This window comes from Desulfopila aestuarii DSM 18488 (genome assembly GCF_900143695.1).
Lineage (GTDB): Bacteria > Desulfobacterota > Desulfobulbia > Desulfobulbales > Desulfocapsaceae > Desulfopila > Desulfopila aestuarii.
Map to the genome: position 1 here is coordinate 170714 of NZ_FRFE01000002.1, position 15998 is coordinate 186711.

Below are 15998 nucleotides of genomic sequence, written 5' to 3' on the forward strand. Positions count from 1 at the left end.
AGGAGCGAAGAATATGACTCTTGAAATATATAATTTAAGCCATCCATTTCATCAGCACATGCCGGAGTGGCCATCAACCCCCGGGGTCAATGTCACTGTCGACAAGTTTCACGCCAAAGATGGTGTGTATCAGGTCAGATGGGACGGAATCATGCACCGGTGCACCCATATGGACGCGCCACTTCATGTTACCGAAAACACACCCTGCATTAACGGTTATCCTTCCTGGCGGCTTGTCGGTACAGGAGTTGCGGTATCCATCCCCAAAGAGAAATGGGGTGTAATAACACCGGAAGATCTTGAAAAAGCCAGCCCGCAGATCCAGGAAGGCGATATCGTCATGATCAACACCGGTTTCCATCATAAGTGGGCGGACTGTGATGACTATTTTGCCTATGGGTGCGGTATTTCCGGAGCTGGTGCCCAATGGCTGGTCGATAAAAAAGTAAAATGTGTCGGCTACGGATGCCAGGCCAATGACCATCCCATCGCCACCAAACTGGTGGATCACGGTCTTGGACCCTCCCAACCTCATCTTATAGAGGAATACAAGGCTGTAACCGGTCGAGACCCCAAGGAAGATTTCCCGGATTGGGAACCGGCCCACAAGACCCTGATGGTCAAGGGCGGCATCCCAGGTATCGAGAACATCGGTGGTGATCTTGACAAAGTAACCGGCAAGCGCTGCTTTTTCATGGCCTTCCCATGGCGCTGGCCCGGAGGTGACGGTTGCATCATGCGTGTACTTGCCGTTATCGATCCGGACCAGACCTTCCGTTTCGAAACCGGGCTATAGCCTCGACCAAAAGTTATATCAACGCAGCAAACATGTGAAGGGGCTTGTTCAAACGACCTCTTCACATGCAAAACTATAACTCCGAGCCACAAGACCTACGATCTTTACAAAGACTATGGTCTCCGGCCGATAGGGTTGCACTGGAAACGGTACAACCTTCCGATGCTCGTAAAGGAGTCCACATGAATGCACCTCTCAGCAATGGCCTGTTCTCTCTCCCCCGCCTCAGCGACAAGCATGGCCGGTGTGTCACCTATCTCCGACTCTCTATAACGGACCGCTGTAACCTGCGTTGCAGGTATTGTATGCCGGAAAATGGTGTGCAATTTCTTCCCCATGCCAGGATCCTGTCCTATGAGGAATTGGAGCGTCTAAGTAATATTTTTATTGGCTTGGGCATAAATAAAATCCGTATAACTGGCGGCGAGCCGCTTGTAAGAAGGGATTGCCTGGAATTCATGGAGAAGCTGAGGCTGCAGCATCCAAAACTTGATCTGCGGATTACCACCAACGGTACCGAACTGGTGCAACATCTCCCCAGGCTGCGCAAGATCAACATCGGCGGAATCAACCTCAGCCTCGACTCTCTGGACACCCATCGATTCGCCCACATTACCAGACGAGACAAGCTGGCAACCGTTCTGTCTGGATTTCATATGGCAATGGAGCTGGGAATCCCCCTGAAACTGAACACTGTTGTCCAGCAAGACACCACCGATGACGAGCTGGTGCAGATGGCCTCTCTCGCCAAAGACAATCCAATAACTGTCAGATTTATTGAGCTCATGCCGTTTACTGGCGCACTTGTCCCGAGTCAGTCGCAACAATCTGAGCCACTTAACTTACGGCTGCTGCGACTCTTCCCCGGCCTGACTGAAATGGAGGCCAAAGATATTTCAACAGCAAAAATCTATACCATGAATGGTTATTTCGGGAGCCTCGGAATCATAGAAGGTGAATCGAGAAAGTTCTGTGGTTCCTGCAATAAAGTGCGAATCACACCTACCGGTCTCATGAAAAACTGCCTCTACGACGATGGCATTCTCAATTTACGAGACCTGTTACGCGAAGGCGCAGACAATATTGAAATCGGCAAACAGATAACAGCAGCAGTTTGGAACAAGCAGCCCGATGGACATCAGGCTGCCATCCAACGACCAGGGAAATGTGAAAACTCAATGGCAACCATTGGGGGGTGAAAGATGATTTCTGTAAATGAAGCGTTACATATACTCAAAGAGAACCTGCCACATCCACGGATAGTACAGTTACCTTTACAAGACGCGTTCTCGCGTCGCCTGGCCGACGACCTTCTCTCGCCAGAACCATCTCCTCGGTATACCAGTTCGGCAATGGACGGTTTTGCTGTCCGCTGGGCCGACCTCGGCAATCTCGAGGAAACGGGCCAGGTCTTACTGAAGATAGCCGGTGAGAGTCAGGCCGGACTCCCATATTGTAAGACCGTGGCTGAAGGAGAAGCGATACGTATCAGCACCGGTGCCATGCTTCCTGATGGAGCTGACACAGTGGTCCGAGTTGAGGATACCGAAGAGGTGCAGGATTCAGTATTGATACTCCGCTGCAAAAAAAGAGGACAAGATGTTCGGTATATGGGTGAAGAATTCCCTGCCGGTGCCAGAATCCTCCATAAGGGGCAGGTGATAAAGGCCAGGCAGATCGCTCTGCTCTCTGCGGTAGGCCTTTCCTCCATACCTGTATATGCACAGCCAAGGGTTTCTCTCTTTATTACCGGCACCGAACTTGCCCATCATGGAGATGGTAAGATCAAGCCGTACCAGGTGCGTGACTCAAATGCACCAATGCTGCAAAGTGCTATTCTTGAGGCGGGAGCTGAGGTGGTCGAGTGCCTGCATGTACGAGATGATCTCGACTCGACCATTGCCCAGATGACAGAAGCCCTGTCAAACGGAAGCGATATCATCCTTTGCTCCGGCGGTGTTTCCGTCGGCCGGCATGATCATGTCAAAGCGGCAGCTGAGCAGGTTGGCTTTAAGGAACTGTTCTGGAAAATCCGCCAGAAGCCAGGAAAGCCTCTCTATGTAGCCAAACGTGACAGAACACTGCTTTTTGGTTTACCGGGTAATCCTGTTTCTGCATTCATGTGTTTTCAAAATTTCGTCATGCCAAGCCTGGCAGCTCTCCAGGGTGTAGAACTCCTCAAGACAGTAACATCTGCGGTTGCCGAGGTCCCCGTTGCCAATACTGGCAAACGAACCGATTTTATCCGCGTCGACATCACAAACGAACCCAATGCTGCACCAAGCTTTAGGCCCATTGACCGGCAGGGTTCGCATATGCTCACCTCCATTGTCGAAGCCGATGGCTATATTGCGATAGAGCCTGGTTGCTGCCTGCAGGCCGGAGAACTGGCGGATGTTTTTGTGTTTTAAGCCGCAAGGAATCATCAGATAGCCATAATCTGAAGGGCCATTTCATTCATTGGCCCTTCAGATTCAAGTAAAAGATGTTCAGAGAATAATGGTGCTGACAGAGCAGCTTTGCACTACGTCGATCGACAATTCTCTGACCACCATACCGTCTCTTACGATCTCTATCTGGTAGTCGCCACTATTTTCCGGCAAGTTATCGAACTTGAAATCGCCGAAATCGTCACTTTCCTGCTCTGCCACAACTTCCGCATTTTTCTTCAGACGCACAGTAGCGCCGATCACACAGTCTTCAATTTCTCCAACTTTTTCCGCAAGGGAGCCTGCTATAAAGCTATGGCTGTAGCGATACAGGTTTTTATAATAGCACTGTGGTTGCCCTTTGAGTTTTGCAGCTTCCGGCAGAATGGCCAGCTCTTCGTCAACAACCCTCTGCCGCAGTTCACTCTCATCTCCATGAAAAATACTGAGCGCCCCGGTGGGACAGGCCTGGACACAGCGCGGCACCGACCAGCCATCATCGAGCAGGTGGGCGCATAACGTACATTTCTGTGGAACCTGCTCTTCCTCGTTCCACCAGATGGCCCCATACGGACAGGCAGCCAACAGTTCCTTTCGTCCCCGCGCCTTTGCCGGATCGATGAGTACAATCCCATCCTCTCGCTTCTGCACAGCCCCGTTGCCAGCGGCGACACAGGGTGCATCATCACAATGCATACAGGGCTGCGGCAGATAGGCGATATCGATAAGCGGGAAGACACCACGCTCTTTTTGCCGGATATTCAGCCAGCGATGCCCATGTAACGGCTGGGATGTACTATATCCCGGCCAGTTGTTGCCGCAATGCTCATCCTTACAGGAAAGAAAACAGTTGTGGCAGTTTTCACATTTGCCGATATCGATAATGAATGCGTATTTTTTCATGCTTCTCCTCCCGGTCTCCACGGTTCGACCTGGACCAGACAGGTATTGGAGGGGGTCGAATGCGAGCGGGTGATAATATTCCTGCTCGGTGTCAGCACATTAATGCAGCCGCCTCGATCCGGAGAGGCACCCGGCTCACCGAGCGGTTCATATATTGCTGAACCTTCGGCAGAGTGTACCGTTCCGGGCGGGAGCCGGTCGGTCAACTGCGCCGCCAGAACCACCTCTCCCCGGTCATTGAACATCCTTACCAGGCTGTTATGTTCAATCCCCCTGCGCTGGGCATCTTCCCTGTTCATTCGAACAATCCAATAGTAATAGCCGTCGATCAGCAGCCGATGATCCCGTACATCATTGATAATCGAATCCTTGCCGTCAAACATCGTATGAAAGCTGTAGCGTGGGTGAGGCGAGATCAGGTTCAGCGGGTATTTGGCATACAGCTCTTTGGTATGATGCCCTTCCCAGGAAGGGATATAGGTAGGCAGCGGCGGTCGTTCCGGATCGTCCGGGGCAAATCGTTTGAGGCTCGACGACTCAAACTCCAGCTTGCCCGACTGGGTCTGCAACCCTTTTCGCCATTGTGATGTATAATCGGCCGGCAGCGGCGCCAGCTCAGGCACATCCTTTGTTCTCCCTTCGGCAAACCAGCGCCATGAAACCGGGGCGCGATTGGCTTCGGCGGGTGCCGGGACCACATAATAGCCTTTTTTCAAAAACTGTTTCCAACTCACCCTGCCCGGCAGATCACTTCCATCAAACAGACGTCGACACCAATCCAGCTCGGTCATTGCTTCGGAAAAGAGATTGCCGAGGCCAAGCCGTTCCGCCAGATCGAGAAATATCTGGTAATCTGAACGCGATTCCCCCAAGGGTTCGATACATTTATGCTGCATGGTGATGACGCGGTGATTCCACTGGATGAACTGGTGATGACTGTAGCCGCCGGAGTTGGCTGTCTCGCCGATATCCCATCGTTCAAAGTTGGTACATGCCGGCAGAAGGATATCAGCAAACTTTGCCTCGCCCTCAAACCAGATGGACTGGTTGACCACAAATTCAAGCCGGTCGCTCCGATAGGCGCGGGCGTAACGATTTGAATCGCCCATGGTCCCAAAGTGCGAACCACCATATTTATAATAAAGGTGAATCGGCGAGTGGCCCGGAGCCGGATAGCCGAATTTCCGGAACTGACCTTCAATCGACTTGGGGTCGGTTGGATAGCCTTCTACAGATTCACCGAGGATCGCTTCGGGAATGCGCAGTCGTGGAATAATCTGACTGACCGGGTTCATCGAGGGAAGTTGCGGCATGCGCTGGTACATATTTAAACGCAGACCGGTATTATCCAAATCCCCGGAAAAACCACCCTCTGCATAGCCAGGAAAATAAAAATGGGTGTCAACCGGAGCACCCTGCTGGAGGCAACCCACATTGACGCCGGGCTTGCCGAGCCCCTGCATCGCCATGAGACAGACCATGGAACGCGCCCATTCAATACCTGTGGCACAACGACAAGCACCGCCAAAACCGGCAAGGCCGCCGGGAGAGAGATACGTTTTGCAGCTGCCCCATTGGCGGGCAAGCGATCGCACTACCCGGCCCGGCACATTGGTTTCGGCTTCCTGCCATTCCGGTGTCTTGGGAATACCGTCGGTCTCACCCAGAATATACGCCTGCCATTTCTCAAAACCCGTGGTTCGCTCGGCTACATATTCACGATCATAGAGATTCTCGGTAATCCAGACATAGGCAATGCCAAGAGCCATGGCGTTGCCGGTATCCGGGCGCGGGGCGATCCATTTACCACCAAGCAGGGCAGCGGTGTGGTTATAGTAGGGATCAATGTGGACCATCTTGATCCCCAGCGATTTTGCCCATTGCCGGCGAACAGTGCCCTCGAAAGCACCATACACCCCGCTGGTCGACTCCGGGTCGCTTGACCAGAAGACGATCATTTCCGCCTCTTTCAAGCAATCCTCGATGGTGCCGTAGGTATCAGAAGCGCCATTTCTGACTGAATTACCCCAATGGTGCATTGCACCCCAGAACCACCCTTCCCAGCTGTCCGGATTATGGACAACATGGCTGGAGCCAATGGAGTTCATGAAGCGGGTCTTGGCACTCAACCAGTAACCGATATTGCCCCAGGTGTGATGCGAACCGCTGCTGTTTAAAATTGCTCCCGGTCCGTGTTCCTTTTTGACCCGGCGAATTTCCCCGGCAACGATATCCAACGCTTCGTCCCAGGTGATCCGCTCATAACCTGACTTGCCGCGATTCTGCGGGTTGCGTTCGCCATCGGGGTTGAAATCAACACGTTTCATCGGGTACAACAGCCGATCTTTTGAGTAAATCAGGGAGCGCAAACCAAACACATAGGGGTTAATTGTGCCCCTACGTGGCGGAGTAAACGATCGTCCTCTTGCGTGTATTGTCCACGACGCACCATCCGACTCATCAAATTGAATGGGGGTAATCCGAAGGATTCGTCCGTCTTTCACATGGACAAATACCGGGCCGCCATTGGTGTTATTGACATAGCGGGTTACACCACCACCCAGGTCCGTTCCATAGGCAATTGTCCCATCACCGGGTGACAACAGTTTGAGCGTCTGTACAAACCAGATCACCTCCTGGTCAGGACCACGGACATCCACACGAAAATTCTTCATGGCATTAAGAATGCCGAGGTAATTGCCCGGCTTGGACATCAGCTTGATCACCGTAGCGCAATCATTGAAAATGAAATGGACATCGGCATCCTCTTCACACAGTTTCGCTGCTGAAACCTTGCCATCCTTAAAGCGCATGGCTGTCTGTATTCCACAATCCCTGATAGAAATCAGAACGCTTATGTTCTTTTCTGCCAATCGCCGGCTAAAAGATGTGTAACGCAAGCCTTTCAGTCTGAAAAGAGCGGGCAAGCTCTTGAGCATCGCCTTAAGAAACAACCCGGATACGTTTTTTGCGGCTGGAGAAAATAGATTCAGCATGACATGCAACGTGCCTCCTGAAGCGAGATGGTGAGTAGATCCATTATGAGATAATGAAAAGGAATGCAAGTTTTACGCCACAACAATTGCCATATATTTTCAGCATGTTATCAAATTCAACATGCAATTATTACCGTATATGGTGTATACTTTTACCATATACGGTAATAAGACATAACAATTCACCACATTTGGTAACGAGGATGACGAAGCATGGATGACAACCTGTTTTTCAAAGAAGCAACACTGCTGATCTGTAGCAGTCTGGACGTCGAGGTTGCTCTGTGGAGATCCTTCCAGTTTCTGAGAAACGTCCTGCCTGCCGATGCCATGTACCTCAATATTTATGAGCCGAGTACAGGCTCTATCCGATACGTTGCCATGGCTGATCATACCGGCGGCAGAAAGATCGAAAAATCCATAACCCTCCCCGACAGCCTGATCCACGATATCGAGAGCGGCCGAAGACTGCAGAACTATCTGGTTATCAACGAACCGGAGAAGGACCCGATGGGCCGGGTGATCACTAAAGAGCTGGACCTTGACAACCACAGCTTTATCGCCTTGAGGCTCTTTATCGAAAAACAACGGCTTGGTGTGATAGACCTCTTTGCCAAAGGGTCCAATATGTATACCGAGGAGGATGCGGCCCGGCTTGCGCAGTTGCGAGAACCCTTTGCCATCGCCATGGCTAATGCCCTCAAGCACCAGGAACTTATTGAACTCAAGGAAAAATTAGTATCAGATAACCGCTACCTGAGCAGCGAATTGCTCTCCCGATCCGGCGACGAGGTTATCGGCGCGGAGGGCGGCCTACAGGAAGTTATGGATAAGGTCAAGCAAGTCAGCCACCTGAAAAACACCATATTGCTTATGGGTGAAACCGGTACAGGCAAGGAAGTTGTCGCCAACGCCATTCACCGGTTATCACCACGCTGCAACGAACCATTCATCAAGGTCAATTGTGGTGCTATCCCCGAGGACCTAATAGACAGTGAGCTCTTCGGCCACGAGAAAGGGGCGTTCACCGGAGCTGTCAGTCAGAAACGGGGCCGGTTCGAGCGGGCCCATAAAGGGACAATATTTCTCGATGAAATCGGAGAGCTCCCCCCCTGGGCCCAAATCCGCCTCCTGCGTGTGCTGCAGACCCAGGAGATCGAACGTGTCGGTGGCTCTCCCCCTATCAAACTTGATATTCGGGTTATCGCCGCCACACATCGGAATCTGCAAAAGATGGTGGAAGATGGCACATTCCGAGAGGATCTTTGGTTCCGGATAAACATGTTCCCCATCACCATTCCGCCACTGCGGGAACGCCAGGAAGATATCGGACCGTTGACCATTTATTTTATTGAGAAAAAATCAAGAATGCTTGGCATCCATCCTGCGCCGCAAGTAGACCCCTATGCCATTGCCGGGCTCGCACGCCACAGCTGGCCAGGCAATGTCAGAGAACTGGAAAATGTCATTGAGAGTTCTCTTATCCAGCACAGGCAGGGGCCATTGCATTTTCAACGTCAGGGGGAGCAGGCCACAACGGTAAAAGAAGGCCTGTTGCAGAGCACAGGTACTATTGTGCCACTTGACGAGGCAATCCGTCACCATATCGGACAGGCTCTCTCATTCACGGGAGGAAAAATAAGTGGCAGGGATGGTGCCGCCGCCCTGCTTGACATTCATCCCAACACACTCCGTAACCGTATGCAAAAGCTTGGCATACAGTTTGGCCGTTAACAAATCCCTGATAATATGTGCCCGTTATCGAACCGACAAGGACTCAGCCCAAACAATAAAATCCTGTATATATCGTTCAAGACGACGGCCAGTATCTTCATCAACGAGGTTACCCTCGCCATCAAATTTCTCCTGAGCCTGTGGCACGAGAAAGTGCGGTGCCTGTACTACCGGAGTCAACGTTGCTGAAAGTACATCTCGAAGATGCACCTGCATGCGTGCACCACCGACGGGGCCAATGGAGGCACTGACGATTGCGGTAGGCTTTCCGGCAAGCACCGACTTGTACGCAGGCCTGGATACCCAATCCAGAGCATTTTTCAGAACTCCGGGGATGCTGTAGTTATACTCTGGTGAGGCGATCAACAGACAATCGCTTGCCAAGATTGAATCCAGAAGATTCTGCACTGCTTGCGGCTTAACCTCAAGGTCCAGGTCCTTGTTGTAGAGTGGCAAATCAGCGCAATTGACGAAACTGAATTCGACCCCTTTCGGCAAACGTCTGGCTGCAGCATATACCAGTTTGGTATTGAATGACCCGTTTCTTAGACTTCCGCTTATTCCAAGTAATTTCATAACCTTCCTCTTCACGGCCAGCAACTTCATGAACATCAATGAAGTAGAGCCCGTTATCGTTTTGCGTATTGATTTCGTCCTTTCTACTGGATTCTTTCAAGAATCATAATTATAAATAGATAATTGCATGCAATTTATTATGCAAGGCGTTTTCAACGTTCTTTGGCTTTTGTAGAGATGTTAAACCTCGTGGCCTGATGGCCACATTCCCCGCCCTGAGAATATTCCCTGAAGATGAGAGAAGACCGATGCAGGACAAGTAGTACAACCAGCAAGGAGGAACGTGTAAGATGAAATTGGTGAGTTTCAACTACCGCAATCTGGATCGCATTGGGGTAATAAATGATAAATTCCAAGTTGTTGACCTTGCTCTTGCTTTACCTCTCCTCAACGACCTCCCAACCAATATGATTGATTACATCAGGTTAGGCGGTGATGGACTAGCGTTAGCAAGAAAAGCGTTGGAGACAGCAAGCAGCTCAGCAATAATCCCTGACGACGAGGTTGTATGGCAGCCTCCTGTTCCACGTCCCGGTAAAATATGTGGTGTAGCTCTGAACAATTCGGCAAGTAACAGCCGTAAGATCTCAGCACCTGAACATCCTGCATTCTTCCTCAAACCCGCCTCATGCCTTGTGGGACATGGTCAGCCACTGGTTATGCGAAGCTATTATGGCAGTATGCATCCGGAACCGGAACTCGCCATGATCATTGGCAAAAAAGCCCGAGATGTGGATGCTGCCGATGCACTGGAGTATATTTACGGCTATTCAATTTTTAACGATATTACCGGCAATGAAATGCGGGCCGCCGACCTCTTTCATTATCAGGCCCTGTATGCTGCCAAAGATGATCCGAACAAAATAGAGCAGCGTGAACAGCATCTTTCATATGCAGGGCGATACAAGGGCACGGATAACTTCGGGGTACTTGGTCCCTGGTTGGTAACCAGAGACGAAGTTGAAAATCCTGATAATCTGGCAGTGACCTGCAAGGTGAGCGGGGAAACCGTTGCAGAGGATAATACATGCTACTACAATTATAAAGTTGCAGAAATTTTAAGCTTTATCAGCCAATTTCAAACCCTCAACCCAGGAGACGTGATCTCCTGCGGCACCGCCTTTAAACCTTCTGCAAACAGAAAGTCCATTCACCAGGCAAATTTCCTGGTAACCGGCGGTCCCGTCGAGATCAGCATTGAGAAGCTTGGAACCCAATGCAATCCCATCATTGTTGAACAGAGGACAATAGGCAAATGGAGACTCAAATAGAACGACTGGAGCGTCTTGAAACCCGGCTGGCCATTGAATCTTTAAATGCGGATTTTTGTCATTATCTTGATTGTAATATGATTGATGAACTGGTCGAACTTTTCACCGAAGAAGCCAGGTACAGCCACGGTCTTCGACGCAGTTGCGGCAGAGATGAAATCCGCAGACTCTTTACAGATAGAACGAGAAAAGGCGAGCGTACTTCAAGACATATGCAGACCGGCCTCAAAATCACAATGAGAAGTCCTGTAGAGGCTGACGGGCGAAGTGTGTGTATGACCTTTGCCTGTGACGGTTTACCGCCGATATCTCCGGCAACACCTTTTCTTGTCGCTGATTTTATAGATGAATATCAATACTGTTCAGACGGCAGGTGGCGGATCAGAAAACGACACATTGAAAGGATTTTTACAGCGCCAGATAATACGGGACCAGTAGGCCTTGTGAATAACCATTAGTGGAGATACTATCATGAATTCCAGATTGATATGTGCATCACACAGCCCTTTGTTGTACTGCTACAAAAGGGAGCCAGACAGATGGGATGAACTGCAGCATGCGCTCACCACTCAGAGCGAGGCGATAGCTGCTTTTGATCCTGAACTGGTCATCGCCTTTGGATCAGACCATTTCAACGGTTTTTTTCTTAAAATGATGCCATCGTTTTGTGTTGGATTCCAGGCGACTGCTGTTGGTGATATTGGTGGTTTTCCAGGCCATCTGGATGTTCCGGCAGACCTGGCAAAAGATCTTGTTGCTGATCTGCGCAAGCAAAGTATGGACCCTTCCGTATCGTACAGAATGACTGTAGATCATGCTTTTTCCCAGACCCTCCATTTGATGCTTGGCTCAATATCGGCTCGACCTGTCATTCCCATCTTCATTAATTGCATCAACCCGCCGTATGTTCCGTTCCGCAGGTCACGCCTCCTTGGAGAAGCTGTTGCCCGTTTTTGTGCACGGCTTGGAAAAAGAGTGCTGTTTCTTGCATCTGGCGGGATGTCCCATCACCCAAGACGATACTACCCGGCTTTGGGGGAGGCTGAAGAGTCGGTTGAGGCCTGGCAAATTTCAGGCGGAGACGATCCCAAATCGCTTAGCAAACAGCAGTGGCTCGAACGCCTGCTCCACATGCACCATGAAGGAGCTGAAATGATTGTTCGAGGAGAACGTACACCTGCCCAGATGTTTCTGAATGCCGATGCTGACTGGCGATTTTTAAATACACTAAAAGAAAACAAACTCGATGAATATGATACCTGGGATCAAGAGGCATTGATTGCGGAAGCCGGTATCGGTTCTATGGAACTCCATGCGTGGATTGCCGCAGCTGCAGCCCATAGGAAGGCTGGAGGAAAATCCCCACAAATAAGTTTTTATGACGTCATGCCTGAAATCGGTATTGCAGCAGGGGTTGTCTATGCAGACTGAAAATGTGACGTAGGGAAGAATGATGACCACTGCACCAATGCTGATCGCGGTTGCGCCAAATGGCGCCAGAAAGACAAAACTGGATCATCCCGAATTGCCTCTCAGCGCAAGGGAGTTAATCAAAACTGCCTTAGATTGTATCGAAGCCGGAGCGAGCATGATGCATTTTCATGTTCGCGACAAGTATGGCAACCATACCCTGGATCATACAATATATGGCCCGGTATTAAAGGAGCTGGAGGCGGCAGTTGGTGAGCATATGCTGCTTCAGGTTTCTTCCGAAGCAGCAGGCAGATACCAGTCAGATGAACAGATTGAGCAGATGAAACGTTTGGCGCCCCATTGCCTCTCCTGCGGTCTGCGTGAGTTTGTGAAAGACGAAAATGACTATGCTGCTGGTCATGATTTCTTTTCTGCTCTGCATCGTTCCGGCGTTTTAGCGCAGTATATTCTCTATAGTCCTGCTGATGTTGAATGGTACGAAACACTCTGTACCGAAGGCGTAATCCCTGGAGAAAGCCATCTGCTGCTCTTTGTTCTGGGCAGGTATGGCCAGGTTGGTGCAAACAGTCATGAGCTGCAGAACTATGTTGCAGCCCTCAAACGAAAAAGCCACTGGATGGCATGTGCGTTTGGCCAGGCTGAACATACTACAGCAGCTCAGGCCGCAAAGATGGGAGGGCACGCCCGGATCGGATTTGAGAATAACCACAGCCTGCCGGACGGTTCACCAGCTGCTAACAATGCGGCTCTTATTCAACTTACCGCTGGTCTCGCCCAAAAAGCCGGGCGAACACCGGGCGATAAAGACTTTGCTGAATCACTGCATGGACTTTAGTGCGATCTGTATAACCCACAATCATTGTCAGTCAAACTGTGAGCAGCGGGCTATATACTAAACGGACTTAATGCAGCGGACCAGTCCCCTGCTGTCGACTCATCTGCTCAGGTTTTCGTATTTTCTGGACACGGGCAGCATACTCGTTGGACTCAGTCAGTTTGTTCTGCCGGTAATACAGCCCTGAAAGGGTCTCAAAAACCGTTGCCAGATGCATGGCATTTTCATCCTTGTTTTTCTCAAGGATTCTTTTGGAGGTCAAAAGCGCCTCTTCGGCTTTGTCATATTTCTCTGAATCGATATAGAGGGTGGCTAGATTGTGATAGCTCTGGGCCGTGGCCGGATGCTCGGCACCATGTGCTTTTCCCCAGATAGCCAGGGACTGCTCCAGCATAGACTCGGCTTTATCCAGCTTGCCCTGAGCCCTGTAGATGGCAGCCATATTCTCAAGAGATTGAGTAACTGCCGGATGCTCCTCACCAAAGGCAGCCTTACGAATATCCAGCGCTCTCTGGTGCTGTTTCAGGGCAAGTGTCTGCTCTCCCTTCATATCATGGATAATAGCCATATTGTTCAATGACTGAGCAACAGCAGGATGAGTGGCCCCAAGGCTCTTCTCCCTCGCCTCAAGCGATGCTTGTAGAAGCGGAAATGCCTGGTCGATTCGTTTGGAATTGAGGAAAATCTCTGCCAGACTGTTCTGAGCTTCTGCCAGCGCAGGATGGTCATTGCCAAGTGAAGAGGTGTAGATCCCGATAACCTTCTGAAAAAGCGACTCCGCCTGTTCAGTTCGACCGGTAGCAGCGTAAAGAGCGGCCAGTCTATCCATCGCCGCCCCTGTTACAGGATCTTCATCCAAGGTGGCCGAATAGATTTCGACCGCCTGCTTCAGGAGGGGTTCAGCGGCTCCGATCAGCCCTTTAGCAAAATACACCTCAGCGATATGGGCGAGGATGCCAGCAAACTCAGGATGCTCCGAGCCTATACTGTTTTCATAAATAACCATAGCCCGTCGAAGCTTTTTCTCGGCAGCATCCAAATCGCCACGTTGTCTGTCAATGACAGCCAGGCTTTTCAGAATGGTGCCAAGGGCGGGATGGTCTTTTCCCAAAGAGTCTTCAAGAAGATGTTGAGCCTTTTTAAGCTGAACCGCTGCCGGCTCCACCTTGCCTTGTCCCAGATAGAGAGATGCCAACATGTTCAATGACTGCGGCAGCAGTGTTGGGTCCTCTTTCTGATGATGACCATAGATTTCTACAGCCTGCTCCATTTTCTTTTCGGCTTCATCAAATCGTTGACAGCCAATGTACATCTCGGCAAGATTTACACATGTATCCCCCAACTCCAGGGATTGTTGCCCGTGTATGGACTCAATCACCCTGGCGGATTCCAACAGAGCCTTCTCTGCCTCGTCCCACTCCTCAACCATATGATACAGCTCTCCGAGATTATTTAAGCTGAGCGCAACATTCTGGTGCAATTCACCATGCGCTTTCCTGGCCTCCTCGAGGGCCTGCAACGCAAACATGACAGCCTCCTGCAACTCCCCTTGCTGCATGTGTTCTATTGCTCGTTGATTCAAGTCGTTCCATTTATCAGCCATGAGGCAGCTCCTCGTAATAGCTCTCGTTCTATCCCTGGATTGTAGGGTGACTACTCTTGCAAATCATTTTCAATAACAGAAAACAGGAAAATGACCTGTAATACACGAAAAAAACAACGGGCCTGCATCAAATTGATGATACAGGCCCTTTCACCATTCAAATGTTTTCAATCACGACTTCCTCAATCTTCTCACTCGAGAAGATTCAGGGAAAACGTGTATTAAATTGACATAATAGTGGTTCCACTGTTGCCCATCAAGCCATACGTCTGGGCCATGGCGACCTTGGCCCCTTCCACCTGACGAGCACCGCAACGGCCGCGCAGCTGGTTGGCACATTCGATGACCTGCCAGAGAGCTTGAGCGGAAAGCGCCTCACCGTGTGAAGAGAATCCACCACTTGGATTTACCGGCAGTTTACCACCGATTTTCGTCATACCGTCGCGCAACATCTTATCGGCTTCGCCCTCTTTGCAGAACCCGCATGTTTCCAGGTACACCAGATAATGCCAGGAGCTGTTGTCAGGCAATTCGAGAATATCGACATCCTCTGGACCGATACCCGATTTTTCATAGGCTTGTCGTGAAGCCGAGTAGCTTTCACTGAGCATGGGAGCTTCAGGAACCGCCGGGCAGGAGAGTGCAGAAATGCGGATGGTGGGGTCACCATAGATGGCACTTCCCATGGTAGTTGCGTTAATTTTTACAGGATTATCGGCTTTACTGATCAGTTCCGGGTCAGCGGTAACAATCACCGCAGCAGCACCGGTACTTACCGGACAAATCTCATAGAGTCTCAGGGGATCACAGACATAAACGGATTTCAGTACTTCTTCCAGAGTGTACTGCTTCTTAAAACGCGCATCCGGATTTTTTGAGCCATACTCACTCATCAGAACCTTGACCATTGCCAGGTCTTCTTCGGTGGTGCCGTATTTCTCCATTCTCTTTCGGCATTCCAGCGCCCAGTAAATCGGGTTGGGCAAACCACCCATTTTCCACCTGATAACGTCGCGGTCCTGAACGGCGTTGTCAGATTTAGCGGTCAGAAAGCCTTTCGGCGAGACATCTGCACCAAAGGCCAGGGCGGTATCGGTCTCGCCGGCCGCGATACTGTTATACGCCATTCTGATAGAGGCAGATCCTGTCGCGCAGGCGTTGTATACGTTGACTACCGGAATGCCGGTCTCACCAAAAATGGACTCAAGATATTGGCCGGAAAGATGACCGGCATTACCGCCATAGATAAAGATACCGGCCATAATCGCCTGGATTTTTTTCCATTCTATTTGTGCGTCTTTCAAGGCATTATCAACAGCCACTGCCGCGAAATCTGCAAATACTTTCTCAGAGAAACCCATCCAGGGGTGTATTCCGGTTCCAATTATATATACATCTCTCATTGTCATTATCCCTTTTAG

The 15998-nt window shown here is 50.5% G+C and carries 13 protein-coding genes and 1 riboswitch; of the genes, 8 read left to right on the forward strand and 5 right to left on the reverse strand.

Translation table 11 applies throughout. From position 1 onward, the window contains the following. Positions 1-13: 13 nt before the first annotated feature. From BUF15_RS02570 to BUF15_RS02580, 3 genes are all read left to right on the forward strand, one after another. On the forward strand, positions 14-796 hold the full coding sequence (locus BUF15_RS02570) for a cyclase family protein (RefSeq protein WP_073611889.1): 783 nt from the start codon (positions 14-16) through the stop codon (positions 794-796). 67 nt (positions 797-863) lie between these two features. Further along, positions 864-989: riboswitch (molybdenum cofactor riboswitch) on the forward strand. Continuing rightward, positions 979-1995, forward strand: coding sequence for a GTP 3',8-cyclase MoaA (gene moaA / locus BUF15_RS02575; protein ID WP_073611890.1), 1017 nt, complete (start codon positions 979-981; stop codon positions 1993-1995). (Overlaps the previous riboswitch by 11 nt.) Before the next feature lie 3 nt (positions 1996-1998). Next, entirely contained in the window at positions 1999-3207 is a 1209-nt protein-coding gene (locus tag BUF15_RS02580; protein WP_073611891.1) for a molybdopterin molybdotransferase MoeA, read from the forward strand. 78 nt (positions 3208-3285) lie between these two features. Here the strand turns inward: BUF15_RS02580 and BUF15_RS02585 are convergent, their stop codons facing one another. Both BUF15_RS02585 and BUF15_RS02590 read right to left on the reverse strand, forming a co-directional pair. Then, the gene (locus tag BUF15_RS02585) at positions 3286-4128 is read right to left on the reverse strand and encodes a 4Fe-4S dicluster domain-containing protein (RefSeq protein WP_073611892.1); all 843 of its coding nucleotides are present in this window, start codon (positions 4126-4128) and stop codon (positions 3286-3288) included. Next, a complete protein-coding gene (locus BUF15_RS02590; RefSeq protein WP_073611893.1) occupies positions 4125-7124 on the reverse strand; it encodes a molybdopterin-dependent oxidoreductase in 3000 nt (999 codons plus the stop codon). The genes BUF15_RS02585 and BUF15_RS02590 overlap by 4 nt, the downstream gene beginning before the upstream one ends. Before the next feature lie 213 nt (positions 7125-7337). On the opposite strand from BUF15_RS02590, the gene BUF15_RS02595 reads away from it, so the two are divergent. Next, entirely contained in the window at positions 7338-8858 is a 1521-nt protein-coding gene (locus BUF15_RS02595) for a sigma-54-dependent Fis family transcriptional regulator (RefSeq protein WP_073611894.1), read from the forward strand. Positions 8859-8882: 24 nt separating this feature from the next. On the opposite strand, the gene BUF15_RS02600 is transcribed toward BUF15_RS02595, so the two are convergent. Beyond that, positions 8883-9434: an NADPH-dependent FMN reductase gene (locus tag BUF15_RS02600; RefSeq protein WP_073611895.1), complete on the reverse strand. Its 552-nt coding sequence runs from the start codon at positions 9432-9434 to the stop codon at positions 8883-8885. A gap of 290 nt (positions 9435-9724) precedes the next feature. On the opposite strand from BUF15_RS02600, the gene BUF15_RS02605 reads away from it, so the two are divergent. Genes BUF15_RS02605 through BUF15_RS02620 form a run of 4 tightly spaced genes read left to right on the forward strand, consistent with a single transcriptional unit; the run spans position 9725 to position 12974 of the window. Continuing rightward, complete coding sequence (locus BUF15_RS02605) at positions 9725-10705, forward strand: fumarylacetoacetate hydrolase family protein (RefSeq protein WP_073611896.1); 981 nt, start codon at positions 9725-9727, stop codon at positions 10703-10705. Continuing rightward, entirely contained in the window at positions 10690-11163 is a 474-nt protein-coding gene (locus tag BUF15_RS02610) for a nuclear transport factor 2 family protein (RefSeq protein WP_073611897.1), read from the forward strand. Before BUF15_RS02605 ends, BUF15_RS02610 begins: the two co-directional genes overlap by 16 nt. Before the next feature lie 13 nt (positions 11164-11176). Beyond that, on the forward strand, positions 11177-12136 hold the full coding sequence (locus BUF15_RS02615; RefSeq protein ID WP_073611898.1) for a DODA-type extradiol aromatic ring-opening family dioxygenase: 960 nt from the start codon (positions 11177-11179) through the stop codon (positions 12134-12136). Between the two features lie 19 nt (positions 12137-12155). Next, the gene (locus BUF15_RS02620; RefSeq protein ID WP_084553398.1) at positions 12156-12974 is read left to right on the forward strand and encodes a beta-keto acid cleavage family enzyme; all 819 of its coding nucleotides are present in this window, start codon (positions 12156-12158) and stop codon (positions 12972-12974) included. A 67-nt stretch (positions 12975-13041) separates the two neighbouring features. On the opposite strand, the gene BUF15_RS02625 is transcribed toward BUF15_RS02620, so the two are convergent. Beyond that, positions 13042-14577, reverse strand: coding sequence for a tetratricopeptide repeat protein (locus tag BUF15_RS02625; protein ID WP_073611900.1), 1536 nt, complete (start codon positions 14575-14577; stop codon positions 13042-13044). A 221-nt stretch (positions 14578-14798) separates the two neighbouring features. Then, the gene (locus BUF15_RS02630; RefSeq protein ID WP_073611901.1) at positions 14799-15980 is read right to left on the reverse strand and encodes a thiolase C-terminal domain-containing protein; all 1182 of its coding nucleotides are present in this window, start codon (positions 15978-15980) and stop codon (positions 14799-14801) included. Positions 15981-15998 lie beyond the last annotated feature (18 nt).